Genomic DNA, 24,564 nt, shown 5'->3' on the forward strand with positions numbered 1-24,564 from the left:
ATGCAACCCCAAGGCGTAAAAAAAGCTTAAAAAACAAAGGCCGCCTAGCGGCGGGCCTTTGCTTGCAGACAACCAGCCCTGCTTACAGCTGGGGACCGGCGGCCAGGATGCCTTCGGATACACCGGAGAACTTCTTGAAGTTCTCGACGAACTTGCCCGCCAGCTCGCGTGCCGCCGCGTCATAGGCAGCAACATCCTGCCAGGTGTCGCGCGGATTGAGCAGGACGCTGTCCACGCCGGGAACGGCGACCGGGACGTCGAGATTGATGACCGGGACGTGACGGGTCTCGGTACCGATGAGGGCACCGCTCTGGATGGCCGCGATGACCGCTCGGGTAGTCGGGATGTTGAAGCGCTTGCCGACGCCGTAACCGCCACCGGTCCAGCCGGTGTTGACCAGGTACACCTTGGAGCCGAAGCCCTGGATGCGCTTGATCAGCAGATCGGCGTACTCGGCTGCCGGACGCGGGAAGAAGGGCGCGCCGAAGCAGGTGGAGAAGGTCGACTTGATGCCGGGACCGGAACCCATTTCGGTCGAACCGACCAGGGCGGTGTAGCCGGACAAGAAGTGGTAGGCCGCCTGCTCATTATTAAGGATGGATACCGGGGGCAGGACGCCGGTGAGGTCGCAGGTCAGGAAGATGACCGCATTGGGCTCGCCACCGAGGTTGTGCTCGGCACGCTTGTCGATCAGTTCGCGCGGATAGGCCGCACGGCTGTTCTGGGTCAGGCTGTCGTCGGCATAGTCGGGGTGACGGGTCTGGGGATCCAGGACCACGTTCTCCAAGACGGCGCCGAACTGGATGGCCTTCCAGATGACCGGCTCGTTCTTCTCGGACAGGTCGATGCACTTGGCGTAGCAGCCGCCTTCCATGTTGAAGACGGTGCCCACGCCCCAGCCGTGCTCGTCATCACCGATGAGGTAGCGGCTCTGGTCGGCAGACAGGGTGGTCTTGCCGGTACCGGACAGACCGAAGAACAGGGTGACGTCACCCTCCTCGCCCACGTTGGCCGCGCAGTGCATCGGCAGCACGTCCTTTTCCGGCAGCAGGAAGTTCTGCACCGAGAACATGGCCTTCTTCATCTCGCCGGCGTAGCGCATACCGGCGATCAGCACCTTGCGGGCCGCGAAGTTGATGATGACGGTACCGTCGGAATTGGTGCCGTCACGCGCGGGCTCACAGACGAACTCGGGCGCGTTGATGATCTCCCAGGCCGGCTTGGACTGGGGATTGTATTCGGCCGTATTGATGAACAGGCAGCGGCCGAACAGGTTGTGCCAGGCGGTCTCGGTACGCATGACGACGGGCAGGTAGTGCTCTACGTCAGCGCCTACATGCACATGGGAGACGAATTGATCACGCCCGTCCAGGTAGGCGCTCACGCGCTCCCACAGCGGTGCGAACTTCTCCTCCGGGAAGGCACGGTTGATCGGCCCCCAGTGGATGGCATCGCGCGTGGAGGCTTCCTCGACGATAAAGCGATCTACCGGCGAACGCCCCGTGCGATGCCCCGTCTTGACGACCAGCGAGCCATTGGCGGCCAGCTCTCCTTCGCCACGTCGCAGGGACTCTTCCACTAACTGCGCGACGCTGATATCGGTATACACGTTGGCTTTCGTCATTTCGTTCCCCATGGCCCTGGGCCGTTCCTCATGCTTGTAGCTCTTACACGGCAGAACTACACGTTGCGGGATTATGCCAGAAAGCCTTCGGGCTTTTGCAACGGCTAGTGCCGGGTATTTCCCGGGGTTTGCGTGCCGCCGCCCGCAAAAATCTGCGCGATATCGGCAGCGTCGAATACCTGCTGTTCATTGCAAAACTGACAGTCGACCCGAATTTGTCCGTCCTGTTCGTCGAGCAGACTCTCGACGTCCGGCTGGCCCATGCTGATCAGGGCATTGGCCGCGCGGCCACGGGAGCAGCTGCAGCTGAAGGCCACTGGCTGCTCGTCGAACAGGCGCACCTTTTCCTCGTGGAACAGGCGGTGCAGGATCACTTCGTTGTCGAGGCCCAGCAGCTCTTCGGCCGTGAGGGTGTCGGCCAGGGTGACCACATGCTCCCAGCTGTCCTGACGGGCCTGGGCATCCTTGATCCGCGACGGCGGCAATTGCTGGAGCAGCAGGCCGCGGGCGCGGCGGCCATCGGCGTTCAGCCAGAAACGGGTGGGCAGCTGCTCGGAGGTGGCGAAATAGCCGGACAGGCACTCAGCCAGATTCGCGCCCTCCAGCGGGACGATACCCTGGTAGCGCTGACCATGGCGCGGGTCGATGGTGAGGGCGAGGACGCCATCGGGCATGAGCTCACTCAAGGAGGCGGACGCGGTGATCTCGGCCTCTTCGTAGCGCGCGATGCCGCGCACCTCGCGCTCACTGGAACACTCGACCATGAGCAGCGGGATGGGACCGCTGGAGCGCGCCTGCAGTACCAGCAGCCCTTCGAACTTGAGGGTTCCGCACAGCAGCGCGGCCGCCGCGAGCATCTCGCCCAGCAGCTGGGCCACGGGCTCCGGATAGGCATGCTTGGCGAGGACCTCGACATAGCTGCGATCCAGGGTGGCCAGTTCGCCGCGGACATCGGTTTCGTCAAACAGGAAACGTTGGGTGAAATCGTGGGAAGTCATGAACTACCTATATAAGGAAGGAGGCCGCGAAGCGTGGCATTCACGGCGCACGCCAGGACCGGCGAGCGGACCTGGCCATTGAGAGGCTCCGGCGAGCCGCGACGAACTCAGTCGTCGAACGGATGGACGTACTCGCGGAACTGATGGATCTGGCGCCGCTGCTTCTTGGTGGGACGGCCATCGGTCTGCACGCCGAGGTTGCCGGCCTTGCGGGCGGCCGCGGCCTGCTCGCGCGCCTTGAGGCTTTCCGGCGTCTCGGTATAGAGCTGCTGGGCTTCGGGCGCGCCCCGGCGGTTCTGCGACAGGGCGACGATCACCACCGTCTTTTCGTCATAGCCCTGACGGATGGTGAGAACGTCACCGATGCGCGGCTCCTTGCTGGGCTTGCAGCGCTCGCCACGGCACTGGATCTTGCCGCCTTCCAGGGCCGCCTTGGCCAGCGCGCGGGTCTTGAAAAAACGCGCGGCCCATAGCCATTTATCGAGGCGAATCCGTTCTTCAGTGTGATCTACTGCATACATCGAATAAAAGGTCCCCTGTTGGGTCTTAGACTCTTCTCAAGAACTCTAAACCATCGGACCGACGCTGCAAGCGCGCCTCTGGAGAGCCATGACCACATTCTTTCCTTCCGACCTGACCGGCCAGACCCGCTGCACGGGGTGCCAGCAGTCGGAACCCCTGGGCTTCGACTTCGACTTCGCCTATCAGCCCATCGTGGATCTGGGCAAGGGCGCGGTCTTCGCCCGGGAAGCGCTGGTGCGCGGACCAGGCGGCGAAGGCGCGCTGTCCGTACTCAACCAGGTGACCGACAGCAACCGCTATCGCTTCGACCAGCTTTGCCGCACCAAGGCCATTGCCACCGCGGCGGCCCTGGGCATGCAGGAGAGCCTGTCGATCAACTTCCTGCCCAACGCCGTCTACCGCCCGGAGTTGTGCATTCGCAGTACCCTGGCCGCCGCGCGCGAGCATGGCTTTCCGCTGGAACGGCTGATCTTCGAGACAGTGGAAACCGAACACGTCGCGAGTGACCATCTGACGCACATCCTGCGCGAGTACCAGCAGTTCGGTTTCAAGACCGCCATCGATGACTTCGGCGCCGGTCATTCCGGCCTGACGCTGCTGGCCGAATTCCAGCCGGACCTGGTCAAGCTCGACATGGCGCTCATCCGCCACATCGATCGGGATCAGGTACGGCGGACCATCGTGCGCAACCTGATCGTCATGTGCCGCGAACTGGGTACCCAGGTGATCGCCGAAGGGGTGGAGACCGTGGCCGAACGCGATTGCCTGCGTGACCTCGGCATCGAGCTGATGCAGGGATATCTGTTCGCCAAGCCAGCCTTCAAACAGCTCATTGATCCGCAACATTTAGGCGGAGGCCACTGATTTCAAGGAGCAGCGATGAGCAATTCCGCCGAACCGGTCATTATCGGCCTGAGTGAATGGGTGGCCCTGCCCGATCTAGGCGTGGTGGGCCTGAGAGCCAAGATCGATACCGGCGCCAGTACCTCGGCGCTGCATGCGACGGAAGTTCAGCCGTTCATGCGCGGCAAGGAACGCTGGGTGAGATTCACTGTGCACCTGGGGACGCTGGTTCAGTCCCGTCATCGCCATTGCGAAGCCCCCCTGGTGGCGAAGAAGACCATTCGCAGCTCCAACGGCATAGCTCAGACGCGTTATGTCATCCGTACCCTGCTGGCCCTGGGCGAGTGCCAGTGGCCGGTGGAATTCACCCTGGCCTGCCGCAAGAGCATGCGCTATCGCATGCTGCTCGGGTCCAAGGCATTGATCGATGGTGGCCTGCTGGTGAATCCGGCCGTCTCCTATGCGCAAGACAAACCCCAGTTGTCCCTTTCTCCGGCCTCCGGTGCCCCATGAAAATCGCCGTTCTCTCGCGTAATCCCAATCTGTATTCCACCCGGCGCCTGGTCGAAGCCGGCGTCAGCCGCGGCCATGAGGTGGTCGTGGTCGACACCCTGCGCGCGTACATGAACATCGCCAGCCACAAGCCGCAGATCCATTACCGCGGCAAACCGCTGGAAGGCTTCGATGCGGTCATCCCGCGCATCGGTGCCTCGGTGACCTTCTATGGCTGCGCGGTGCTGCGCCAATTCGAGATGCAGGGCGTCTTTCCGCTCAACGAGAGCGTGGCCATCAGCCGTTCGCGCGACAAGCTGCGTTCCCTGCAGCTGCTCTCGCGCAAGGGCATCGGCCTGCCGGTCACCGGCTTCGCCCACTCGCCGGACGACGTGCCGGACCTGATCCAGATGGTCAACGGCGCCCCCCTGGTGATCAAGGTGCTGGAAGGCACCCAGGGTATCGGGGTGGTACTGTGCGAGACCGAGAAGGCGGCCGAGTCGGTGATCGAGGCCTTCATGGGGCTCAAGCAGAACATCATGGTGCAGGAATACATCCGCGAGGCGGGTGGCGCGGACATCCGCTGCTTCGTGGTCGGCGACAAGGTGATCGCCGCGATGAAACGCCAGGCGGCACCGGGGGAATTTCGCTCGAATCTGCATCGCGGCGGTACCGCCAGCCTGATCAAGATCACCCCCGAGGAACGCATGACCGCCCTGCGTGCGGCTCGGGCCATGGGGCTGAGCGTGGCCGGGGTGGATATCCTCAGATCCAATCACGGACCGCTGGTGATGGAGGTCAACTCCTCGCCCGGCCTGGAAGGCATCGAGCAGACCACCGGCAAGGACGTGGCCGGGATCATCATCGAGTACCTGGAAAAGAACGCGGAGCCGGGACTGACGCGGACCAAGGGCAAGGGCTGAAGGCGCTTGGCGCGGGGTGTTGGGCTTCGCTAAAGCTCAGCCCGACCTACGCAGTGATCGCGGCCATGGCGGTCGCGATAGCGTCCCTTGTCAGCTGGCGCTACGGGGTAGCAGCAGGCCCAGGGGTAACAGTACCCGGGCTTCTACCCCGCCACCTTCGCGATTGCGCAGTTCGGCACTGCCGCCGTGCTGCGCGGCGATGCGCTTGACGATCGCCAGGCCCAGCCCGGAACCGCTGACAGTGCGGGCGCGATTGCCGCGAGTGAAGGGATTGAAGATGTCCTGCAGGTCCTTGGGGTCAATGCCGGGACCGCGATCCATTACGCTCAGGGCGACATAGGGCGCCGTGGCGGAGCCCGCCACCTGCCCAACCACCTCGATGACGCCACCGCCGCCGTGGCGCAGGGCGTTTTCCACCAGGTTGGTCAGCAGCCGCTTGAAGGAAATGCGCCGCACCGGCAAGGGTGGCAGCACGTCCAGCATCAGCCGTACCCGCTCCTCCTCCTGGTTGTAGGGCGCCACCACCTGGCGGGCCAGCTCGTTGATATTGGTGAGCTCCTGCGGTTCGTCGCGACCATCGCGGACGAAGGCGAGGAACTGGTCGAGGATGGCGTTCATGTCCTCGATGTCGCGGATCATGTCCTCGGCCTCTTCGCGCTCGGCCGGTGGCATCAGCTCCACCGCCAGGCGCAGCCGGGTCAGGGGCGTGCGCAGGTCATGGGAGACCCCGGCCAGCATCAGCTCGCGCTCGCGGCCGGCCTGTTCGACGTCCTCGGCCATCTGGTTGAAGGCGTGGTAGACGTCCTGGATCTCGCTGGGCGCATCGGTTTCCGGCAGGCGCACGCTGCGGCCCTTGCCCAGCTCGCGCGCCGCATTCACCAGGCGGCGCAGCGGTTGGTTGAGCTGCCGGACGAAGACCCAGGCGGCACCGGTGGACAGCAGGCCGATGGCAAAAAACCAGCCCAGCACGCTCCAGATGTGCTGCCCGCGCAAGGGATGGGCCATGAGCGGGATCTTGATCCAGTCCGGCCCCAGGGAGGGCGCCAGGACCCACATGGCCGGACCATGCTGGACCCGCACCCGCACCTCGGTCTCCTCGCCCAGCTCCTGCTTCATCTGGCGCTCGAAGATCTCGCTGTAGGGCCAGTGGTATTCCCCAGCGGGCACGGTCTCGGGTGACTCGTAGCGCAGGCCGGCGGCCTGGGCGATGCGCGGCCGCTCGGTTTCCGCGGTGGCCCAGTAGGCACGGAGGGTCAGGGCCGCGCCATGGCTGTACTGACGATCGACCAGAACGTCCTCATTGAGCAGCAGATAGACCAGGGTCAGCGCCTTGGAAAACAGCACCGCGAGCAGGACCATCCACAGCGAGCGGGCGAAGAAACTCTGGGGAAACCAGCCGGGCGCCTTCATCGACCAGGATTTCCGCGCAAAACGGCGCGAAAGCCATCACAACCTCTTGGATTGCAGGGTCCAGATAGGCAACCGGACGCGGACACATTCGGATACATTTGCTCGTCCATTTCTTCCCTTCAATCTGGAGTTCTCTCGTGTCCGACATCTGCCAGACCGGCCTGGACATCGGCTTCGCCTCGCTCAGCTACGCGCAGATCGCCTTTCTTGGCGTGGTGCAGGGTATCACCGAGCTGCTTCCCATTTCGTCTACGGCGCACATGCGGGTGGTTCCCGCCCTGCTCGGCTGGCGCGATCCCGGCTCGGCCTTTTCCGCTGCCATGCAGATGGCGGCGCTGGCCGCGGTGATCAGCTATTTCTGGCGCGATGTCAGCGGCGTGACCCGCGGCAGCCTGGCCGCGGTACGCCAGCGCGACTTCGACAGCCCGGATTTCCTGCTGGCGATGATGATCGTACTGGCGACCATTCCCATCTGCATCGCCGGCCTCCTGCTGGCGCCCCTGCTCAATGCCTGCGACTCGCCGCTGCGGGGCCTCAGCGTCATCGGCTACGCCTGCCTGGCGATGGCCGCCCTGCTGGCGCTGGCGGAACGGATCTGCCGGCACAACAGAGACATCTCGCAGATGCGTCTGCGCGATGCGCTGATCGTGGGGATCGCCCAGGTCGGCGCATTGATTCCGGGCGTGTCCCGTTCCGGCTCGACCCTGACCGCCGCCATGTTCCTCAATCTGCGTCGCGAGGAAGCCGCGCGCTTCTCCTTCCTGCTCGGCCTGCCGGCCATCGCCCTGGCCGGACTCAAGGAACTGGTGGTGCTCTGGCACGCGCACATCCCGGCCGAGGCCTGGTCGCTGCTGCTGGTGGGGTTGCTGGTGGCGAGTCTGTCGGCGTTCGCGGCGATCTGGGGCCTGATGCGCTTTCTGGAACGCTTCTCGACCTGGCCCTTCATCATCTATCGCGCGCTGCTGGGGATCTTCCTGCTGGTGGGCGTGCATCAAGGCTTGTTCGCCTGAGCCACCACCTAGCCGGGGCGCGATGCCCCGGCTACCTGCCTTACTTGCCGGCGCCGTCCGGCACGAAGACGTAGCCCACGCCCCAGACGGTCTGGATATAGCGCGGCTTGGACGGATCGGGTTCGATCATCCGGCGCAGGCGCGAGATCTGCACGTCGATGGAGCGCTCCAGGGCATCCCATTCGCGACCGCGGGCCAGATTCATCAGCTTGTCGCGGGTCAGCGGCTCGCGGGCGTGGTCGACCAGTGCCTTGAGCACGGCGAATTCACCGGTGGTGAGCATGTGCGTCTCTTCGCCGCGCTTGAGTTCGCGGGTGGCCAGGTGCAGGGCATAGTCGCCAAAGGTCACCACCTCGTCGGTACCGGCAGGCGCGCCGGGCACCACCGGGGCCTGACGGCGCAGCACGGCCTTGATCCGGGCTACCAGCTCCAGTGGGTTGAAGGGTTTGGCCAGGTAATCGTCGGCGCCCTGGTCGAGACCCTGGATGCGGCTGCCTTCGTCGCCCTTGGCGGTCAGCATGATGATGGGGATGCGGTTGCCGCTCTCGCGCAGTCGACCGCAGGCGGACAGGCCGTCTTCGCCAGGCATCATCAGGTCCAGCACGACCAGGTTGAAGACCTCGCGGGCCAGCAGGCGGTCCATCTGTTCGGCACTTTCGACCGTGCGTACGCGATAACCCTGTTCGGCCAGAAAACGCTCCAAGAGGCGGCGCAGCCGGGCGTCGTCGTCGACGACCAGGATCTTTTCACCTTCCGGGGCAACGGGGGTGCTCATAATATCTCCTTGTGATCTAGCACTGGATTATGCCGTAGGCCATCCGACCGCGGCATTGGGCCATTGTTAGCAGATTTTGCCCGCGCTGGGGCGGCAGTGCCGGCACGGGAGGCAGGGCTTCGGCGGGCTCGGGTATACTGCGGCCCGCTTTTTCTCGTGCAAGCCAGGTAGCCCGATGGATATCAATAGCCGCATCGCCGAAGAGCTCGGCGCCCGCCCGCAACAGGTCGCCGCCGCCGTGGCCCTGCTCGACGAAGGGTCGACCGTGCCCTTCATCGCCCGTTACCGCAAGGAAGTCACCGGCAGCCTGGACGACACCCAGCTGCGTCATCTCGAAGAGCGGCTGCGCTATCTGCGCGAGCTGGAAGAACGCCGTGGCGCAGTACTGGCCGCCATCGAGGAGCAGGGCAAGCTGACCCCCGAACTGGCCCGCGAGATCAATCTGGCTGACACCAAGACGCGCCTGGAAGACCTCTACCTGCCCTACAAGCAGAAGCGCCGCACCAAGGGCCAGATCGCCCTGGAAGCCGGCCTCGGCCCGCTGGCCGACGCGCTGCTACAGGATCCGACCCTGACGCCGGAGACCGAGGCGGCCGCCTATGTCGATGCGGACAAGGGCGTGGCGGACACCAAGGCTGCCCTGGAGGGCGCCAAGTACATCCTCATGGAACGCTTCGCCGAGGACGCCAACCTGCTGGCGCGGCTGCGTGGCGTCCTGCAGCAGGACGCCATCCTCAGCGCACGCCTGGTGCCCGGCAAGGAGACCGAAGGCGCCAAGTTCAGCGACTACTTCGAGCACGACGAATCCTTCAAGGCGGTGCCGTCGCACCGCGCCCTGGCGATCTTCCGTGGCCGCAACGAAGGCATCCTCAGCGCCGCGCTCAAGCTCGGCGAAGAAGGCCCGGGCATCGCCCATCCCTGCGAAGGGCTGATCGCCGCGCACTTCGGCCTGAAGAACGAAGGTCGCGCCGCGGACAAGTGGCTGGCCGAGGTGGTGCGCTGGACCTGGAAGGTCAAACTCTATACATCCCTGGAAACCGATCTGCTCGGCGAGTTGCGCGAAAAGGCCGAGGAAGAGGCCATCGCGGTCTTCGCCCGCAACCTGCACGACCTGCTGCTCGCCGCACCAGCCGGTCCGCGCACCACCCTGGCGCTGGACCCGGGGCTGCGCACCGGCTGCAAGGTCGCCGTGGTGGATGCCACCGGCAAGCTGCTGGCCACCGACACGGTCTATCCCCATGCCCCGCGCAATCAGTGGGACCAGACCCTGGCCACCCTCGGCGTGCTCTGCACCAAGCATGGCGTGGATCTGATCGCCATCGGCAACGGCACCGCCAGCCGCGAGAGCGACAAGCTCGCCGGCGAGCTGATCAGCAAGTACCCGGGCCTGGGCCTGACCAAGGTGATGGTCAGCGAAGCTGGCGCCTCGGTGTACTCGGCATCGGAACTCGCCGCCCGGGAATTCCCCGACCTGGATGTCTCCCTGCGTGGCGCCGTGTCCATCGCGCGCCGCCTGCAGGATCCGCTGGCCGAGCTGGTGAAGATCGAGCCCAAGTCCATCGGTGTCGGCCAGTACCAGCACGATGTTTCCCAGCTCAAGCTGGCGCGCAGCCTGGACGCCGTGGTGGAAGACTGCGTGAACGCCGTGGGCGTGGACGTGAATACCGCCTCCGCCGCCCTGCTGGCGCGGATCTCCGGTCTCAACGCGACCCTGGCGCAGAACATCGTGCAGTTCCGCGACGCCAATGGTGCCTTCGCCACCCGCGAGGCGCTGAAGAAGGTGCCGCGCCTGGGCGAGAAGACCTTCGAGCAGGCCGCCGGCTTCCTGCGCGTCATGAGCGGCGCCAATCCGCTGGATGCCTCGGCGGTGCACCCGGAGACCTATCCGCTGGTGCAGCGCATCGCCGCCGACACCGGCCGTGACATCCGCTCGCTGATCGGCGACTCGGCCTTTCTCAAGCGCCTGGATCCGAAGAAGTTCACCGACGAGAGCTTCGGCCTGCCGACGGTGACCGACATCCTCCAGGAACTGGACAAGCCCGGTCGCGACCCGCGTCCGGAATTCAAGACCGCGGTGTTCCAGGACGGCGTGGAGAAACTCTCCGACCTCAAGCCCGGCATGGTGCTGGAGGGCGTCATCACCAACGTCACCAACTTTGGCGCCTTCGTCGACATCGGCGTGCATCAGGACGGCCTGGTGCACATCAGTGCGCTGTCGGAGAAATTCGTCAAGGACCCCTATGAGGTGGTCAAGGCGGGTGACATCGTCAAGGTCAAGGTGATGGAGGTGGACGTGCCGCGCAATCGCGTGGGCCTGTCCATGCGCATGGGCGACACCCCCGGCGAGAAGGTCGACGGCAAGCCTGGCGGTCAGGCCCGCGGTAACGGTGGCAAGCCCCGCGCCGACAAGGGCGCACCGCGTCAGAATCAACCGGCTCCGGCCAACCAGGCCATGGCGTCGCTGTTCGCCAATGCCAAGCAACTGAGGAAATAGGTATGAGCGGATCTCTCGCAGGCAAGGACAGCGCCTTCAGCACCCTGCTGGGCATGACCATCCACAAGGCCGAGGGTGGCGAGTCCGAGGTGCGCATGAGCGTGCAGGACAGGCTCATCAACCTGCACGGCAAGCTGCACGGCGGTGCCATCTTCTCGCTGATCGACACCGCCCTGGGCCAGGCCAGCCACAGCCTGTTCGACGGCCAGGCCGGCAGCGTGACCCTGGAGTGCAAGGTCAACTACGTGCGTGGCGTGAGCGAAGGCGAGCTGGTCTGCCGCGCCCGGGTGATCCACCCGGGCCGCAAGACCCATGTGCTGGAAGCCCAGGTGCATCAGGGCGATAAATTGATCGCGCTGGCCCAGGCGACCTTCGCCTGCCTGTGACCGGCCGGATCGGGCGGTAGCGAAGCGGCGCATATCGCCCTTTGCCGCCGCCTGAGCTACGCTGGGAGACAACTGAGCGGGTTGCGGTCTGAGGCTTGAACCCGGACCGCAGCAGTGACTGCTGCCCCCGCGTCGGCCCTGGCCGGCAACCCCCATTTCAGTCGGTTTCTTCTACCCTGCCCGGGGCGAGTACCGCCAAAGGAAGTCAACTTGAGCGATATCCTGTCCCGCCGCCTGGCCCTGCTCGGCGCTGATCCCTCCCTCCTGACCGAGTGCCTGCACGGCATCGAGCGCGAGACCCTGCGGGTGGACGCCCGTGGCGACCTGTCCCGGCGTCCCCATCCCCAGGCGCTGGGCTCGGCCCTGACCCACCCACAGATCACCACGGACTATTCCGAGGCGCTGCTGGAATTCATCACCCCCACCGGCACCCGCACGCCCGAGGTGCTGGACGCCCTGGACCGGGTGCACCGCGCCGCGGTCGCCGAACTCGATGGCGAGCGCCTCTGGAGCGGTTCCATGCCCTGCGCGCTGCCGGCCGAGGACGAGATCCCCATCGCCGACTATGGCAGCTCCAACATCGGCCGGCTCAAGCACGTCTATCGCCGCGGCCTGGCCCTGCGCTACAGCCGTACCATGCAGTGCATCGCCGGCATCCACTACAACTTCTCGCTGCCGGAAGCGGCCTGGGAACTCCTGCGCCAGCAGGAGGGTGACGCCCGCGATGCCCGCGACTACCAGTCGGCCCGCTACATCGCCCTGATCCGCAACTTCCGTCGCTACAGCTGGCTGCTGATGTACCTGTTCGGTGCCTCGCCGGCGTTGGACGCGGGCTTCCTGCGTGGCCGGCCACATCTGCTGCAGACCCTCGACGAGCGGACCCTGTACCTGCCCCATGCCACCAGCCTGCGCATGAGCGACCTGGGCTACCAGAGCAACGCCCAGGCCAGCCTGACGCCGGACTACAACGACCTGACCACCTACACCGAGAGCCTGAGACGCGCGGTGGGCACGCCCTACCCGCCCTATGCGGAGATCGGTACGCATCAGGACGGCGAATGGGTGCAGCTCAACACCAACATCCTGCAGATCGAGAACGAGTACTACGCCACCATCCGCCCGAAGCGCGTCACCCGCAGCGGCGAACGCCCGGTGCAGGCGTTGATGGCGCGTGGTGTGCAGTACATCGAGGTGCGCTGCCTGGACATCGATCCCTTCCTGCCGCTAGGCATCGATACCACCGCCGCGCTGTTCCTCGACGCCTTCCTGCTCTATTGCGCCCTGGAAGGCAGCCCGCCGCTCAACGGCGAGTGCAGCGAATGCACCGACAACTTCGCCAGCGTGGTGCGTGAAGGCCGCAAGCCCGGTCTGCGTCTGCAGCGCCATGGCGCCTCGGTGACCATGATCGACTGGGCGGCGGAGATGCTCGACCAGATCGAGCGCTGCGCCGAGACCCTGGACGCCAGCCTGGGCGGCGACGCCCATCGCCGGGCGGTGGCGGTGCAACGGCAGAAGGTCGCCGACGTCCGTCTCACGCCTTCGGCGCGGGTGCTGCAGGAGCTGCGCGAACGCGGCGAGAGCTTCGCCGAATTCGGCCTGCGCCAGAGCGAGGCCCATGCGGCCTATTTCGCCAGCCACCCGCTGAACGATGGCGAGCGCGAGGGCTATGCACAGATGGCGCGCCAGTCGCTGGAGGAGCAGGCGGAGATCGAGGCGGCGCCCCAGGGGGATTTCGACACCTTCGTGGCGGCCTATCAGGCGAGCATTCTGGCGACGATTGGGGTGTAGGCAGGTAGGTTGGGTTGAGACGGCTCCATCGTCGAAGCCCAACGTTATGGTGCCAAAGAGCTTGTTGGTGCCCTAGCTGTTCATTGAGCCTTGCTGGTGTTTCTTGTTTCGCCCACCCAGGCGACTCACTTTTTTCAGTCACGGCTACGCGCCCTGGACTACGCGTCCCGGACAAAAGTAAGCAAAGACGCTTGCTCCGACCATCCGGCCCTACGCTACGCTCCAGGTGACTCGCGTTGCTCGCCCTTCGGGCCAGCCTGCGGCTGTTACTCCGCTGCGCTACGTTGTGCTCACGCCAGCGCCGTCCGGGGTCGGCCTACACGGGCCGTCCATGGCCCGTTAGACCTCTCGCCGCATCCATGCGGCTCGACCCACTCCACGACACTGGCGCTCGCCCTCCTGAGCGGGGCGATTCGCCAGCCTGGCAGTTCTGGTTGAAGAGCCCTGAACAGCCCGTAGCCCGTAGCCCGTAGCCCGTAGCGTGGACAACGGCGCAGCCTTGTCCACTGAGAGCAAAGGTGCCCATTGGTGGAAAACGCTGCACGGTTTTCCACGCTACGAACCTAGGCGCCAGCGGGCGAAGCGATGGTTGATGAGGGCACTTCCAGCATCGATGCAGGAAGTGCCAGCTCCGCCTTGCAGCGGTTTCCGTTGGGACTGGCGCTATCGCGGCCATGGGCCGCTCCTACAGGCGTGCCTTGAATCTTTAGGAGCGGCCCATGGCCGCGATGACGGTGGGGCTTGGCGGTATGGGCTTCGACGATGCAGCCGTCTCAGCCCAACCTACGAGCGCGCCCTTACAACCCCTTCTCGAAAATCTTCGAATTGCGCTGGAAGTTGTACAGCGACGCCCGTGCTGCCGGCAGGCGCTCCACGCCGCTGGGCTCGAAGCCGCGTTCGCGGAACCAGTGGGCGGTCTTGGTGGTGAGCACGAACAGGGTGCCGAGGCCACGCTCGCGGGCGCGTTGCTCGATGCGCGCCAGCAGGGCGTCGCCGCGGCCGCCGTGGCGGTAGTCGGGATTGACCGCCAGGCAGGCCAGCTCGCCCGCCGCCGAGTCGGCGATGGGATAGAGCGCCGCGCAGGCGATGATCAGGCCTTCGCGTTCGACGATGCTGAATTGCTCGATCTCGCGCTCCAGCACCTCTCGGGAACGCCGCACCAGGATGCCCTGTTCTTCCAGCGGGCGGATCAGCTCCATCAGGCCACCGACGTCGGCGATGGTCGCCTCGCGCAGGGTCTCGAAGGGTTCCTGGGCCACCAGGGTGCCGCTGCCGGCGCGGGTGAAGAGCTCGGTGAGCAGGGCGCCGTCTTCGGCGTAACCGACGATATGGCAGCGCCGCACACCACCACGGGTGGCCTGGGCGGCGGCGTCGAGCAACTCGGCCTGGTAGGAGCTGCCCAGGCGTGCCAGATGGGTGGGGATCTGCTGCGGGCCGATTTCGCGGATCAGGGCGCCGTGTTCGTCCAGCAGGCCCGGTTCGGCACCGTAGAGCACCAGCTTGTCGGCGCCCAGGTCGATGGCGGCGCGCATGGCGACGTCTTCGCAGGCCAGGTTGAAGGTCTCGCCGGTGGGGGAATAGCCCAGGGGCGAAAGCAGCACGATGGTGCGCTCGTCGAGCAGGCGACCGATGCCGCGGCGGTCGATGCGACGGACTTCGCCGGTGTGGTGGAAGTCGACGCCGTCCTGCACCCCGACCGGGCGCGCGGTGACCAGGTTGCCGCTGGCGACCCGCAGGCGCGAGCCCTGCATGGGCGAGGCGGCCATGTCCATGGACAGCCGCGCCTCGATGGCGCTGCGCAGGCTGCCGACGGCGTCGATCACCGCTTCCAGGGTCGGGCCGTCGGTGATGCGCAGGTCGTTGTAGAAGCGCGGTTCGATGCCACGGGCGGCCAGGCGCGATTCGATCTGCGGGCGCGAACCGTGCACCAGCACCAGGCGCACACCCAGGCTGTGCAGCAGCACCAGGTCGTGGACGATGTTGCCGAAGTTGGGATGGGCGACGCCGTCACCGGGCAGCATGACGACGAAGGTGGCGTCACGGTGGGCGTTGATATAGGGCGAGGCGTGGCGGAGCCAGTTGACGTAATCGTGCATCGAGACGAAGACCCTTGGTGGATAGGCGGGAGGGTGAACGAGGGCAGGCAGGGCGTTCAGCGTCGTCGCAGCACGGAGGTTCCTCGACAGGGAGCGGATGGGCAGGCAGCGTCAGTAGACCGCCTGAAGTTTACAAAAAGTCACGCCGGGCGCATGGGTCTGTTCATCGGACAGCCGCGGCCTCGCCCCGGCAGTAGTGGCCGATCAGTTGCTGCAGCAGCGTGACGGTAGGCGCGATCCGCGCCAGCGCCAGGTGCTCCTCGGGCTGGTGTGCGCAACTGATGTCGCCGGGGCCGAGTACCAGCACCTCCTGGGTGATCGCCTGCAGATAGGGTGCCTCGGTAGCGAAGGCCACGGCCTCGGCTTGGTGACCGGTCAGGCGTTCGGCCAGGCGCACCAGCTCGGCCTCGGCCGGTTGCTCGAAGGGCGGCACGGCGGGAAACAGCGGCTGGTAGTCGATCCGCACCCCGAAGCGCTCGGCGACCGGCAGCAGCCGCCCGCGGATGGCCTGGCGCAAGGCTTCGGGCTGCATGCCCGGCAACGGGCGCAGGTCGAATTCCAGGGCGCACTGGCCGCAGATACGGTTGGGGTTGTCGCCGCCATGGATGCAGCCCAGGTTGAGGGTCGGCTGCGGCACCAGGAACAGCGGATTGCGGTATTCGCGCTGCCACTGAGCGCGCAGATCGAGCAGCTCGCCCATTACCGCCTGCATGGCGTCCAGGGCGCTGTGGCCTAGACTCGGATCGGAGGAGTGGCCGCTCTGGCCGAGGATGTCGATGCGCTCCATGAGGATGCCCTTGTGCAAGCGGATCGGCCGCAGTCCGGTCGGCTCGCCGATCACCGCGGCGCGGCCCAGGGGGCGGCCGGCCTCGGCCAGCACCCGGGCGCCGTCCATGGAGGATTCCTCGTCGCAGGTGGCGAGCACGATCAGCGGCTGGCGCAACTGGCGCGGATCCAGCTCGCGCACCGCCTCGAGGATCAGCGCGAAGAAGCCCTTCATGTCGCAGCTGCCCAGGCCGTACCAGCGATCGTCGGCTTCACGCAGACGCAGGGGGTCGGCCTGCCAGAGCGCGGCGTCGTAGGGCACGGTATCGGTATGGCCGGCCAGCACCAGGCCGCCCGGCCCGCTGCCCAAGGTGGCGATCAGGTTGAACTTGCCCGGGGTCACCTCCTGGGTCTCGCAGGCGAAGCCCAGGGCGCCGAACCAGTCGCTCAGGCGGGCGATGACGCCGGCATTGGACTGGTCCAGCGCCGGCTGGGTGCAGCTCACCGAGCTTTCGGCGATGAGGGTGGAGAACATTGCTTTCAGCGCGGGCAGGGTCATGCGGGGCCTCCTGGTCACGCCTCCATCATGGCGCCATCCGCCGCGCGATGAAACCTTCATGGGCCTTGGCGACGCGGACCGGCTAAACTAGCGGCCACGTTCTCGCCGTCCGTTGTCATGACGCGCTCGGCACGGAGCCGGACCGTTCTCTTCCGGCGCCAGGATCCTCCAATGGCCAAAGAAACCGAAATCAAGCTGCGCGCCAGTGCGGCCACCCTCGACGCCCTGCGCGCTCATCCGTTGTTGAAGAAGCGTTGCAAGGAGGGCTGGCAGCGCCACGAACTCTCCAACTGCTATTACGACACCGACACCCGCGACCTGGCCCATGCCAAGGTCGCCCTGCGCGTGCGGCGTGATGGCGAGCGCTTCATCCAGACACTCAAGAGTCGTGGCCAGAGCCTGGCTGGGCTGTCCGAGCGCAATGAATGGGAGTGGCCGCTGGCCGATGCCACCCTGGACACCGCGCTGTTCGACGACAGCTGCTGGCCGGCGGAGCTGGCCGACCTGGACCTGCGCCGCCTGCAGCCGGTGTTCGACACCGACTTCGTCCGCGACGCCGCGGAGATCGCCTGGGGCCGGGGCAAGGCGCGGACCATCATCGAGGTCGCCCTCGACCAGGGCGAGGTGCGTGCCGGTGACCAGCGCGAGGCCATCGCCGAGGTCGAGCTGGAATTGCGTCAGGGTGAACCGGCCGCGCTGCTGGAACTGGCCGAGCAACTGGCCGCCGAATTCCCGCTGATGCCCTGCGACATCAGCAAGGCCGAGCGCGGCTATCGGCTGCACGATGCATCGAGCTACACCCTCTATCTGTCCGCGCCGGAACTGGACGCCGAGACGCCGCTGGACGAGGCCGTCGCCCGCCTCGGCTGGCACCTGCTGGCCGGCAGCCAGCGCCTGGCCGAGCAGTATCGCTGGAACGGCCACTGGCGCCTGCTGGTGGACTGGGTGCACCAGCTGATCGACCTGCGCGCCCTACTCGGCAGTCTCGGCCAGGCCGCCCCGCGGGCCACCAGCCGCGACCTGCGCCAGGCCCTCGACGAGTTGCTCGCCGACTGGCGACCGCTGGCCGCCATCGGCCAGGACGACGAGGAGGCCCGCCGCCAGGCACCGCAGCGCTTCGCCGCCGAGCTGGAACAGCCGCGCTGGGGCCTGTTCTCCCTGCGCGCCGCGCGCTGGCTGCATCAGCGCGCCTGGATCCAGGGCCGTACCGGCCGTGGCGAACGCCAGGGCGTGACGCCCCTCGGCCAATGGTTGCCGCGCTTCCTGGCCCAGGAAGCGGCCGAGTTGCCGCTGCCGCGCGCCATCACCGAGCCCGAGCTAATCCAGCAGCAGCTGCCGCGGCTGGAGCGGATGCAGGTCTGGCTGCACCTGGCGCGTGGCGCCCTGGACCTGCCCGAAGCCGATCGGCTGTATGGCGAGCTGGGCAAGCTGGCGCCGCTGAGCGCCCATGGCGACCTCGCCGGCGTCGCCGAACAGGCGCGCCTGGTCTATGGCCTGGCGCCCTGGAAAGCCCTGGCCTGAGCCGCCGGACGGCGGGAACGCCTGGTGCATCCGGCCGTCCATCCTGATGGCACAAGGCCGCGAGCGATTCCTTAATACAAAATCGCTATGCTGGAGGAGGCGACCAACCTGGCGGGTACGGCAGGCGGGTCGTCCCCGGTCAGGCGCCGGGTGTCACCCCGGTGCGACCACCTTTCCAAGGAGTCCAGATGTCCGCCATAGCTTCCCCTTCCGCTGATCGTTGGCTCGACCTGGGCGACATCCTGCGCGAGCTGGTCAGCCAGCAGCGGATCGATCAGCAGACCGCCGAGCAGTGCCTGCTCTTGCGCCGTGGCTCGGCCAATCCGCAGCAGCATCCGCTGGAATTCCTCGCGGCGCAGAGCGTGGACGACCTTAGTCGCCCAGGGCGCAAGCTGGATCTGGACAGCCTCACCCGCTGGCTCGCCGAGTATTCGGGCCAGCCCTTCTATCGCATCGATCCGCTCAAGGTGGACGTGGCCTCGGTCACCCCGCTGATGTCCTACGCCTTCGCCCAGCGCAACAAGATCCTCGCCGTGGCGGTGAGTCCGGACGAGGTGACGGTGGCCAGCGCCCAGCCCTTCGTGCACAGCTGGGAAAGCAACCTCACCCATGTGCTGCAGCGGCCGATCAAGCGCGTGGTGGCCAGCCCCGCCGACATCACCCGCTATACCCAGGAATTCTTTCGCCTGGCCCGCTCGGTCACCGGCGCCTCGGCGGTGGAGCAGAAGACCAGCGGCGTCGGCAACTTCGAGCAACTGGTCAATCTCGGCGCCGCCGATGGCGAGCCGGATGCCAACGATGCCCACATCGTCAACATCGTCGACTGGCTGTTCCAGTACGCCTTCCAGCAGCGCGCCAGTGATATCCACGTCGAGCCGCGCCGCGAACAGGGTGCGGTGCGCTTTCGCATCGACGGGGTGCTGCACACCGTCTACCAGTTCCCCGCCCAGGTCACCCTGGCGGTGGTCAGCCGGATCAAGAACCTCGGCCGCATGAACGTCGCCGAGAAGCGCAAGCCCCAGGACGGCCGGATCAAGACGCGCATGGCCGGCGAGAAGGAGGTCGAACTGCGCCTGTCGACCATGCCCACCGCCTTCGGCGAAAAGCTGGTGATGCGGATCTTCGACCCGGACGTGCTGCTCAAGAGCTTCGACCAGCTCGGCTTCTCCGCCGACGACTTGCGCCGCTGGGCCGGCATGACCGGGCAGCCCAACGGCATCATCTTGGTCACCGGCCCCACCGGTTCGGGCAAGACCACCACGCTGTACACCACCCTCAAGCAGCTGGCCACGCCCGAGGTGAACGTCTGCACCATTGAAGACCCCATCGAGATGGTGGAAGACGCCTTCAACCAGATGCAGGTGCAGCACAACATCGAGGTGACCTTCGCCAGTGGCGTCAGGGCGCTGATGCGGCAGGACCCGGACATCATCATGATCGGCGAGATCCGCGACCTGGAAACCGCCGAGATGGCCATCCAGGCGGCGCTGACCGGGCACTTGGTGCTTTCCACCCTGCACACCAACGACGCCCCCAGCTCGGTGAGCCGGCTGATCGAATTGGGCGTGCCCTACTACCTGATCCGCGCCACGGTGCTGGGCGTCATGGCCCAGCGCCTGGTGCGCACCCTCTGCCCGGCCTGCAAGACGCCCACCGAGCTGGACCCGGCCACCTGGCAGGAACTGACCAAGCCCTGGAACGCGCCGCTGCCCACTGGCGCCATGCAGCCGGTGGGTTGTCCGGAGTGTCGCGACACCGGCTATCGCGGTCGTGCCGGGGTATACGAAATCCTCACCCTCTCCGATAGTCTGCGCGAACTGGTGACGGCGGATACCGACATCACCGCGCTGCGGCGACAGGCGTTCAAGGAAGGCATGCGCAGCCTGCGACTGTCCGGCGCGCAAAAGATCGCCGCCGGCTTCACCACCGTGGAAGAAGTCCTGCGCGTCACGCCCCAGAGCGAACGTTAAGGCCCTAGCAGCCCGCGAGCGGAACAAGGATAGCCAGCCGTGCAGACAACCGTCGTGAACCCTGCCGTGGGTGCCGAGGACGCCGAGCAGCGACGCCGTCGCCAGGAGGTCCTGGCGGCTTATGGCCTGCTCGACGGCCAGCCGGAGCCGGCGCTCGACGATCTGGTGGAATTGGCCGCCACCCTCTGCGAAACCCCCATCGTCGCGATCAACTTGCTGGGCGAGGAGCAGCAGCTGTTCATCGCCGAACGCGGCCTGGGCGTGGCGGAAATCCCCCTGGCCCTGTCCTTCTGCCAGTACCTGCACGCTGCCCGGGAAGCGCGGCAGATCGAAGACCTGAGCCAGGACCCGCGCTTCACCGACAACCCCCTGGTAAGGGATCCGGCCGGACTGAGATTCTATGCCGGGGCTCCCCTGCGAACGGCCGAAGGCGTCTTTCTCGGCACGCTCTGCGTGCTCGACTGGCAACCGCGCGAACTGAGCGCCGCGCGCCTGACCGGCCTCGAACGCCTGGCGCGCCAGGTGCTGCGCCTGTTCGAGGCCCGGCTGCAGACGGCGTCGCCGGCGCGGCACAGCACCCTCGACGAAACCCACTACCGCGCCCTGATGGACGTCAATCCGCAGATCATCTGGTTCGCGCGGCCCGATGGCAGCTTCGAATACGCCAATCGCTACTGGTACGAATACAGCGGCCTGAGTCCGGCCAACGTGGTCGCCGATCCCGATCTCTGGACCGATGCCATCCATCCCCAGCAGCGTCCGCAGCTGCTGCTGCGCTGGCGCGAGGTGCGCGAGCAGAGAGTTGCCGGCAGCCTCGAATTGCAGCTGCGCGATGCCGAGGGCCGCTACCGCTGGTTCGAAACCCGCACCATGCCATTCACCAACGCCAGCGGCGAGATCGAGCACTGGGTCGGCGTGGCCCAGGACATCGACAGCCGCAAGCGGGCGGAAACGGCGCTGCGGGAGAGCGAGGCCTTTGCCCATCTGCTCCTCGAATCGACCCACGAGGGCTTTTGCGCCCTGGATCGCGAGGGGCGCGCCACCCTCTGCAACCGCGCCTTCCGGCAGATGCTCGGCCTGCCCGAGGAGCGCGACATCCTCGGCGAACGCCTGGACACCCGCCTCAGCTCCGCCCGCAGCGAGGATGGCGCCCGAGCCCTGCAGCGCGCCGCCAGCGCCGGCGCCACCCTGCACCTGTCCGCCGACGCCCTGCTGCGTGAGGACGGCAGTCTGCTGCCAGTGGAATGGCGTGCCCAGCCGCTCTGGCGCGACGGCGAGGTCCAGGGCGCCATCTGCACCTTCGTCGATCTCAGCGAACGTATCCGTAGCCACGATCGCCAGCGCTTCCTGCTCGAACTGGGCGACCTGCTGCATGGCGTGACCCACACCGGCGAAGTCGCCTCGGTGCTGGGCGACAGCCTCGGCCATCTGCTGGCCGTGCAGCGCATCGGCTATGCCCGGGTCGGTCGCGACGGCAGCCTGACCATCGACAGCGACTGGCTCGAACAGGGGCGAACCCATCGTCTCAACCTGCCCAGCCTCGGTCACTGGCACACCTCGGCGGTGCAGGAATTGCGCCGCGGCATCATCGTCAGCGTGGAAGACAGCGCCCAGGACAGCCGCCTGGGCGAGATGCGCGCCCAACTGGTGGACCATGGCGTACGCGCCGGCCTGGTGGTGCCCCTGCTTGCCGAGGAACAGCTGGTCGGTCTGCTGTTCCTCTATGCCGATACGCCGCGTCACTGGACCATCGGCGACGTGGCCCTGGTGCGTGAGGTGGCCGAGCGCATCCGCATCGTCATCGAGCGCACCGCCGCGGCCGACGCCCTGCGCCTGGCCGAGCAGCGCATTGCCCTGGCCATGGACGTCGCCGACCTCGGTGTCTGGGACTATGACATCGACCGCGACCTGATCAGTTGGGATACCCGCCTCGCCCATCTGGTCGGAGCGGGCGAGCGCCGTTGCACGATGCGCGGCGCGGCCCTGTTGCACGCCCTGCATCCGGCCGATGCGCCCCGGGTACGCGCCTATGTGACGGCCGCCATCCAGGGCGGTGGCAATGCCTATGACCTGCGGCTGACCTTTCGGGTACGCGGTTCGCGCCAGGGCGAGCCTGTATGGCTGAGCATCCGCGGGCGTGAACGCCTGGAGCCCGGTGGGCGCCGCCGACTGGTGGGTATCGCGCGCGACATCACCCGCGAACGCCACGACGCCGATCGCATCAGCGAGACCAATCGCCAGCTGCGCCGGCAGATCGAGGAGCGCCGCGAGGCGGAGGCCCGCCAGCATGCCCTGATCGAGCTGGGCGATCGCCTGCGCGAGGGCGATCCGGAAAGCGCCGGGGTCGCCGCCGCCCTGGAACTGGTCGGTACGCGGCTGGGCCTGCGCCGGGTCGGCTATGCCCGTCTGGACGAGAGCAGCGGCGCCTTCGTCCCGCAGCAGATGTGGACGCCCAACGGCAGCTTCGACCAGGCCCTGGCCTATCCGCTGCTCGCCTCCGACAGCCTGGGCAACCAGGACGGCGCAGCGCCCCTGGTCATCGACGACGTCAGCCAGGATCCGCGCGCCCAGGCTAATGCCCAGCGCCTGCTCGATCTGGAGATCGCGGCGCTGGTCGATATCCCGCTCTACGAGGATGGCCGCCTGCGCGCGCTGTTCGTCGCCCACGACCAGCGCGCCCGGCTGTGGACGGAAGGTGAGGTGCAATTCCTGCGCGACGTTACCGACCGGCTCTGGTCGGCCATCTGCCGGCAGCGCTCCCAGGACGCCCAGCGCGAGAGCGAGGGCCGCTTCCGCCTCATGGCCGACAGTGCCCCGGTACTGATCTGGGCCTGCGATGCCGACGGCCAGCTGCAATTCGTCAACCAGCGCTTCGCCAGCGAATTCGATCTGCACGACGCCGATCTGCACGACCAGGGCTGGAGCGCCCTGCTCCCGGACAGCGAATGCCCGGCCTTCGAGGGCGCCTTCAAGCAGGCCGTCGCCACCCACAGCGCACTGCGCGCCGAGGTGCGGGTGCGCAATGCCCAGGGTGAATGGCGCTGGCTGCGCCTGGAGGGCACCCCGCGACTGGAGCTCGACGGCGAATTCCACGGCCTGGTGGGCTGTGGCGTGGACGTCACCGAAGCGCGGCAGACCACCGACCAGCTGGAGCAGCGCATCGCCGAACGTACCCAGGAGCTGGGACGCAGCCACGCGCGGCTGATCGCCGAGATCTACGAGCGCGAGCGCACCGAGGAAGCCCTGCGCCAGTCGCAGAAGATGGAAGCCATCGGCCAGCTCACCGGCGGCATCGCCCACGACTTCAACAACATGCTCACCGGCATCGTCGGCGCCCTCGACCTGATCCGCCTGCGCATCGCCAACGGCCGCACCCAGGACCTGGATCGCTACATCAACGCCGCGGTCAATTCGGCCGACCGCGCCGCCGCCCTCACCCATCGTCTGCTGGCCTTCGCCCGCCGTCAGACCCTGGATCCGCAGCCGGTGGACGTGCACCAGCTGGTCGCCTCGCTGCAAGACCTGCTGGTACGCACCGTGGGCGAAAACGTCGCCCTGCGCCTGGATCTCGCACCGATCGCCTGGCTCGCCCACAGCGATACCCACCAGCTGGAAAACGCCCTGCTCAACCTGGTCATCAACGGCCGCGACGCCATGCCCGCCGGCGGCGAGCTGTGCATCGCCACCGCCAACCTCAGCCTGGACGCCGAGGCCGCCGCGCGCGAATCCCTGACACCCGGCGACTACGTACGCCTGAGCGTGGCCGACACCGGCACCGGCATGCCGCCGGAGGTCAAGGCCAAGGCCTTCGAGCCCTTCTTCACCACCAAGCCGGCCGGCCAGGGCACAGGGCTTGGCCTGTCGATGATCTACGGCTTCGTCAAGCAGTCCGGCGGCACCGCGCGCATCGACACCGAGCAGGGCCAGGGCACCACCATCAGTCTCTATCTGCCACGCCACCCCGAGATGGCGGCGGTCAGCACCGATCAGCCGACGCTCAAGGTCGCACCCCGTGCCGAGGCCGGCCAGACCGTGCTGGTGGTGGAAGACGAATACGCCGTGCGCATGATCGTGCTGGAGGTGCTCGCCGAACTGGGCTACACCGCCCTGGAGGCGAGCGATGCCGACGGCGCCCTGCCGATCATCGAGAGCGATCAGCGCCTGGACCTGCTCATCAGCGATGTCGGCCTGCCCGGCATGAACGGTCGCCAGCTCGCCGAGATCGCCCGTGGCCGGCGGCCCGAGCTCAAGGTGCTGTTCATCACCGGCTATGCCAAGAACGCCAAGGTGCGCGGCGAATTCCTCGGCGAGAACATGGACATGCTGATCAAGCCGTTCGACATCGACGCCCTGGCCGAACGCATCCACAGCATGATCCAGCGCTAGGC

17 protein-coding genes are annotated in these 24,564 nt (G+C 66.8%); 10 read left to right on the forward strand and 7 right to left on the reverse strand.

From position 1 onward, the window contains the following. Nucleotides 1-82 precede the first annotated feature (82 nt). From QE393_RS17900 to QE393_RS17910, 3 genes are all read right to left on the reverse strand, one after another. On the reverse strand, nucleotides 83-1,624 hold the full coding sequence (locus QE393_RS17900; protein WP_310044901.1) for a phosphoenolpyruvate carboxykinase: 1,542 nt from the start codon (nucleotides 1,622-1,624) through the stop codon (nucleotides 83-85). 104 nt (nucleotides 1,625-1,728) lie between these two features. Continuing rightward, nucleotides 1,729-2,622: an Hsp33 family molecular chaperone HslO gene (hslO, locus tag QE393_RS17905; protein WP_273806788.1), complete on the reverse strand. Its 894-nt coding sequence runs from the start codon at nucleotides 2,620-2,622 to the stop codon at nucleotides 1,729-1,731. Between the two features lie 107 nt (nucleotides 2,623-2,729). Further along, nucleotides 2,730-3,143, reverse strand: coding sequence for an RNA-binding S4 domain-containing protein (locus QE393_RS17910; protein ID WP_273806789.1), 414 nt, complete (start codon nucleotides 3,141-3,143; stop codon nucleotides 2,730-2,732). A gap of 88 nt (nucleotides 3,144-3,231) precedes the next feature. Between QE393_RS17910 and QE393_RS17915 the strand changes: the two genes are divergently transcribed. Genes QE393_RS17915 through rimK form a run of 3 tightly spaced genes read left to right on the forward strand, consistent with a single transcriptional unit; the run spans nucleotide 3,232 to nucleotide 5,402 of the window. Beyond that, nucleotides 3,232-4,008, forward strand: a complete 777-nt coding sequence (locus QE393_RS17915) for an EAL domain-containing protein (RefSeq protein ID WP_273806790.1) — start codon at nucleotides 3,232-3,234, stop codon at nucleotides 4,006-4,008. 15 nt (nucleotides 4,009-4,023) lie between these two features. Then, nucleotides 4,024-4,500, forward strand: coding sequence for an ATP-dependent zinc protease (locus QE393_RS17920; RefSeq protein ID WP_145151788.1), 477 nt, complete (start codon nucleotides 4,024-4,026; stop codon nucleotides 4,498-4,500). Continuing rightward, nucleotides 4,497-5,402 carry a 30S ribosomal protein S6--L-glutamate ligase gene (gene rimK / locus QE393_RS17925; protein ID WP_027598254.1) on the forward strand — a complete coding sequence of 302 codons (906 nt, stop codon included), beginning with the start codon at nucleotides 4,497-4,499 and terminating at the stop codon, nucleotides 5,400-5,402. Before QE393_RS17920 ends, rimK begins: the two co-directional genes overlap by 4 nt. Nucleotides 5,403-5,492: 90 nt before the next feature. Here rimK and QE393_RS17930 read toward each other — a convergent pair whose 3' ends face one another. After that, nucleotides 5,493-6,812 (reverse strand): ATP-binding protein, encoded by a 1,320-nt coding sequence (locus tag QE393_RS17930; RefSeq protein ID WP_273806791.1) that lies wholly within the window; start codon nucleotides 6,810-6,812, stop codon nucleotides 5,493-5,495. A gap of 137 nt (nucleotides 6,813-6,949) precedes the next feature. Here QE393_RS17930 and QE393_RS17935 point away from each other — a divergent pair, with 137 nt between their 5' ends. Next, nucleotides 6,950-7,822 carry an undecaprenyl-diphosphate phosphatase gene (locus QE393_RS17935; protein WP_158895309.1) on the forward strand — a complete coding sequence of 291 codons (873 nt, stop codon included), beginning with the start codon at nucleotides 6,950-6,952 and terminating at the stop codon, nucleotides 7,820-7,822. Between the two features lie 40 nt (nucleotides 7,823-7,862). Here QE393_RS17935 and ompR read toward each other — a convergent pair whose 3' ends face one another. Then, the gene (ompR, locus tag QE393_RS17940; protein ID WP_027598251.1) at nucleotides 7,863-8,597 is read right to left on the reverse strand and encodes a two-component system response regulator OmpR; all 735 of its coding nucleotides are present in this window, start codon (nucleotides 8,595-8,597) and stop codon (nucleotides 7,863-7,865) included. Between the two features lie 175 nt (nucleotides 8,598-8,772). On the opposite strand from ompR, the gene QE393_RS17945 reads away from it, so the two are divergent. The 3 genes from QE393_RS17945 (at nucleotide 8,773) to gshA (ending at nucleotide 13,265) form a co-directional block, all read left to right on the forward strand. After that, on the forward strand, nucleotides 8,773-11,091 hold the full coding sequence (locus QE393_RS17945; protein ID WP_273806793.1) for a Tex family protein: 2,319 nt from the start codon (nucleotides 8,773-8,775) through the stop codon (nucleotides 11,089-11,091). A gap of 2 nt (nucleotides 11,092-11,093) precedes the next feature. Further along, the gene (locus QE393_RS17950; RefSeq protein ID WP_273806794.1) at nucleotides 11,094-11,477 is read left to right on the forward strand and encodes a PaaI family thioesterase; all 384 of its coding nucleotides are present in this window, start codon (nucleotides 11,094-11,096) and stop codon (nucleotides 11,475-11,477) included. A gap of 210 nt (nucleotides 11,478-11,687) precedes the next feature. Then, complete coding sequence (gene gshA, locus QE393_RS17955) at nucleotides 11,688-13,265, forward strand: glutamate--cysteine ligase (RefSeq protein ID WP_273806795.1); 1,578 nt, start codon at nucleotides 11,688-11,690, stop codon at nucleotides 13,263-13,265. Between the two features lie 797 nt (nucleotides 13,266-14,062). Here gshA and argA read toward each other — a convergent pair. After that, nucleotides 14,063-15,361: an amino-acid N-acetyltransferase gene (argA, locus tag QE393_RS17960; protein ID WP_133860543.1), complete on the reverse strand. Its 1,299-nt coding sequence runs from the start codon at nucleotides 15,359-15,361 to the stop codon at nucleotides 14,063-14,065. 163 nt (nucleotides 15,362-15,524) lie between these two features. Next, complete coding sequence (gene argE / locus QE393_RS17965; RefSeq protein ID WP_273806796.1) at nucleotides 15,525-16,685, reverse strand: acetylornithine deacetylase; 1,161 nt, start codon at nucleotides 16,683-16,685, stop codon at nucleotides 15,525-15,527. Nucleotides 16,686-16,856: 171 nt separating this feature from the next. Between argE and QE393_RS17970 the strand changes: the two genes are divergently transcribed. The 3 genes from QE393_RS17970 (at nucleotide 16,857) to QE393_RS17980 (ending at nucleotide 24,562) form a co-directional block, all read left to right on the forward strand. Continuing rightward, entirely contained in the window at nucleotides 16,857-18,206 is a 1,350-nt protein-coding gene (locus QE393_RS17970) for an inorganic triphosphatase (RefSeq protein WP_310044906.1), read from the forward strand. 188 nt (nucleotides 18,207-18,394) lie between these two features. Continuing rightward, the gene (locus QE393_RS17975) at nucleotides 18,395-20,176 is read left to right on the forward strand and encodes a GspE/PulE family protein (protein ID WP_158895185.1); all 1,782 of its coding nucleotides are present in this window, start codon (nucleotides 18,395-18,397) and stop codon (nucleotides 20,174-20,176) included. 39 nt (nucleotides 20,177-20,215) lie between these two features. After that, on the forward strand, nucleotides 20,216-24,562 hold the full coding sequence (locus tag QE393_RS17980) for a PAS domain S-box protein (protein WP_273806798.1): 4,347 nt from the start codon (nucleotides 20,216-20,218) through the stop codon (nucleotides 24,560-24,562). Nucleotides 24,563-24,564 lie beyond the last annotated feature (2 nt).

Source organism: Pseudomonas sp. SORGH_AS_0211 (genome assembly GCF_031453455.1).
Lineage (GTDB): Bacteria > Pseudomonadota > Gammaproteobacteria > Pseudomonadales > Pseudomonadaceae > Chryseomonas > Chryseomonas aestiva.

Excerpts from the sequence above, each read along its gene's own strand:
- QE393_RS17900 (WP_310044901.1), bottom strand. The coding sequence starts at position 1,624 with ATGACGAAAGCCAACGTGTATACCGATATCAGCGTCGCGCAGTTAGTG.
- hslO (WP_273806788.1), bottom strand. The coding sequence starts at position 2,622 with ATGACTTCCCACGATTTCACCCAACGTTTCCTGTTTGACGAAACCGAT.
- QE393_RS17910 (WP_273806789.1), bottom strand. The coding sequence starts at position 3,143 with ATGTATGCAGTAGATCACACTGAAGAACGGATTCGCCTCGATAAATGG.
- QE393_RS17915 (WP_273806790.1), top strand. The coding sequence starts at position 3,232 with ATGACCACATTCTTTCCTTCCGACCTGACCGGCCAGACCCGCTGCACG.
- QE393_RS17920 (WP_145151788.1), top strand. The coding sequence starts at position 4,024 with ATGAGCAATTCCGCCGAACCGGTCATTATCGGCCTGAGTGAATGGGTG.
- rimK (WP_027598254.1), top strand. The coding sequence starts at position 4,497 with ATGAAAATCGCCGTTCTCTCGCGTAATCCCAATCTGTATTCCACCCGG.
- QE393_RS17930 (WP_273806791.1), bottom strand. The coding sequence starts at position 6,812 with ATGAAGGCGCCCGGCTGGTTTCCCCAGAGTTTCTTCGCCCGCTCGCTG.
- ompR (WP_027598251.1), bottom strand. The coding sequence starts at position 8,597 with ATGAGCACCCCCGTTGCCCCGGAAGGTGAAAAGATCCTGGTCGTCGAC.
- QE393_RS17945 (WP_273806793.1), top strand. The coding sequence starts at position 8,773 with ATGGATATCAATAGCCGCATCGCCGAAGAGCTCGGCGCCCGCCCGCAA.
- QE393_RS17950 (WP_273806794.1), top strand. The coding sequence starts at position 11,094 with ATGAGCGGATCTCTCGCAGGCAAGGACAGCGCCTTCAGCACCCTGCTG.
- argA (WP_133860543.1), bottom strand. The coding sequence starts at position 15,361 with ATGCACGATTACGTCAACTGGCTCCGCCACGCCTCGCCCTATATCAAC.
- argE (WP_273806796.1), bottom strand. The coding sequence starts at position 16,685 with ATGACCCTGCCCGCGCTGAAAGCAATGTTCTCCACCCTCATCGCCGAA.
- QE393_RS17970 (WP_310044906.1), top strand. The coding sequence starts at position 16,857 with ATGGCCAAAGAAACCGAAATCAAGCTGCGCGCCAGTGCGGCCACCCTC.
- QE393_RS17975 (WP_158895185.1), top strand. The coding sequence starts at position 18,395 with ATGTCCGCCATAGCTTCCCCTTCCGCTGATCGTTGGCTCGACCTGGGC.